Annotated in this window: 2 protein-coding genes; one reads left to right on the forward strand and one right to left on the reverse strand. The window is 66.0% G+C overall.

All coding sequences use genetic code 11. The features are described 5' to 3' along the window. A partial coding sequence (locus KH616_RS24905) for a GAF domain-containing protein (RefSeq protein ID WP_292254885.1) occupies positions 1 to 887 on the reverse strand: 887 nt, incomplete at its 3' end. 303 nt (positions 888 to 1190) lie between these two features. Here KH616_RS24905 and KH616_RS24910 point away from each other — a divergent pair. Continuing rightward, positions 1191 to 1382, forward strand: coding sequence for a DUF2964 domain-containing protein (locus tag KH616_RS24910; RefSeq protein ID WP_292254888.1), 192 nt, complete (start codon positions 1191 to 1193; stop codon positions 1380 to 1382). Positions 1383 to 1592 lie beyond the last annotated feature (210 nt).

Raw genomic sequence — 1592 nt, forward strand, 5'->3', positions numbered from 1 at the left:
GTCGTCTTCTTCGCATCGGCGAATTCGCAGCGCGCTAGCACGCGCACACCGCTCGACAGTATCAGCGTGAAGGGCGCGCCGGCCGCGCGGGCGGCTTGCTGGGCGAGCGCGCCGAAGCTCATCCCGAACAGCGCATCACAACCTTGATGCTGCAGCGCGCCGAACGGTGCGCCGAGCTGGAATTGCGCGCTGCGGTTCGCGGCGATCAGCCCGCCGTCGGGCCCGAATGCGACGAGCCCGGCGAACAGCGAATCGACGCACTCGTCATGCGCATGAAAGCGCACCCGCAACGCCTCCGCGCACTGGTTCGCGAACAGGTGGTTTTCGATCAGCTGCGCAGACATCCGCACGAGCGCGAGCGTATGCGGGCTGAAGCCGCGCGGATCGCCGCTCACGTCGAGCGTGCCGAGCGTGCGGCCGAACGGATCGGCGATCGGCGCGCACGAGCAGGTAAGGATGTGGTTCGCGCGCAGGAAATGCTCGGAACCGTGCACGGCGAGTGCCTGGCCGGACGCGAGCGCGGTGCCGATCGCATTGGTGCCGCGTGTGCCTTCCGCCCACGAGACGCCCGGACACAGCGCGACGCGATTGGCCTTCTCGATGAAATCCGCATCGCCGATGCTGTGCAGGATCACGCCGTCCGGATCGGTCAGCAGCACGAGACTTTGCGTGTCGGCGATCTGCGTATGCAGCGTTTCCATCACCGGGCGCGCGTGCGCGAAAAGCGAATGGTTCGTGCCGATCAGTTCTCGCAGCGCAACGTGCGACAGTGGCGCGAAATCGGGCATTTCGCTTGCACGCAGGCCGACCGCGGCCGAACGGGCATGCGCCTGTGCGATCAGGTCGACGCGGCCCACGGCTGCGGGCAGCACGGAAGATTGCGGCATACAGTGTCTCCTGTCGACCAGAGCGCGTGCTTGGGCGCCGGCTCCGGCCGCATGCTGTGCGCCCCGGTCCGATGCGGATCCGAGGCCGGCGGCGGGGTGCGCTCCCCGCTCGCGATGCGTGGCGGCGCAGGCCGGTCACGCGGGTACGCGTCATCATACAAGCGTGACGCACGATGCGCGACCGCGGTCAAATTTCCCTTGCTTTTAAGCGGCCGCCTGCAATGATGGAAATGGAGCACGTACGCGCCGTGTTCCGCATCGCAACACGCATGCGCCGACATGCATCCGTTCGGGAGACGCATCATGGTTCGGACGGAACTCAGGGTCGTGTTGGCGGCCATCGCCACGTTCGTCATGCTGGCCGGCATTGCCGTATCGATCCACGGCTTGCTTTTCGACCTGGACCGCGCTGTGCAATATGGCGTGGCGGCGATCGCACTGGGTATCGCGACGTGTGTCACGGCGCTCAACGTCTGGCCGAAAGACCGGGTGTGACGCGTGCGAATGTCGCCTCCGATGCCGGTTTCGCCTGACGAAAACGGCACGCGCCGCGCATTGCTGCAAAATTTGCCTCCTGCGCGAAACCGTCTAAAGTGAATGCAACCGGTACGTATTGCGCGCTCGAATCCAGCCCGCCATACCGCTTGCCGGTCAGCCCGCGTGCATCATCGTCCGGCCGGTGGCGGAGAGCTATGAGAAGCAGAA

Origin of the sequence: Burkholderia sp., from assembly GCF_018375725.1 — a bacterium.
GTDB lineage: Bacteria > Pseudomonadota > Gammaproteobacteria > Burkholderiales > Burkholderiaceae > Burkholderia.

Bases quoted from the DNA above. Each gene is read 5' to 3' on its own strand.
- KH616_RS24910 (WP_292254888.1), top strand. From the start codon at position 1,191: ATGGTTCGGACGGAACTCAGGGTCGTGTTGGCGGCCATCGCCACGTTC.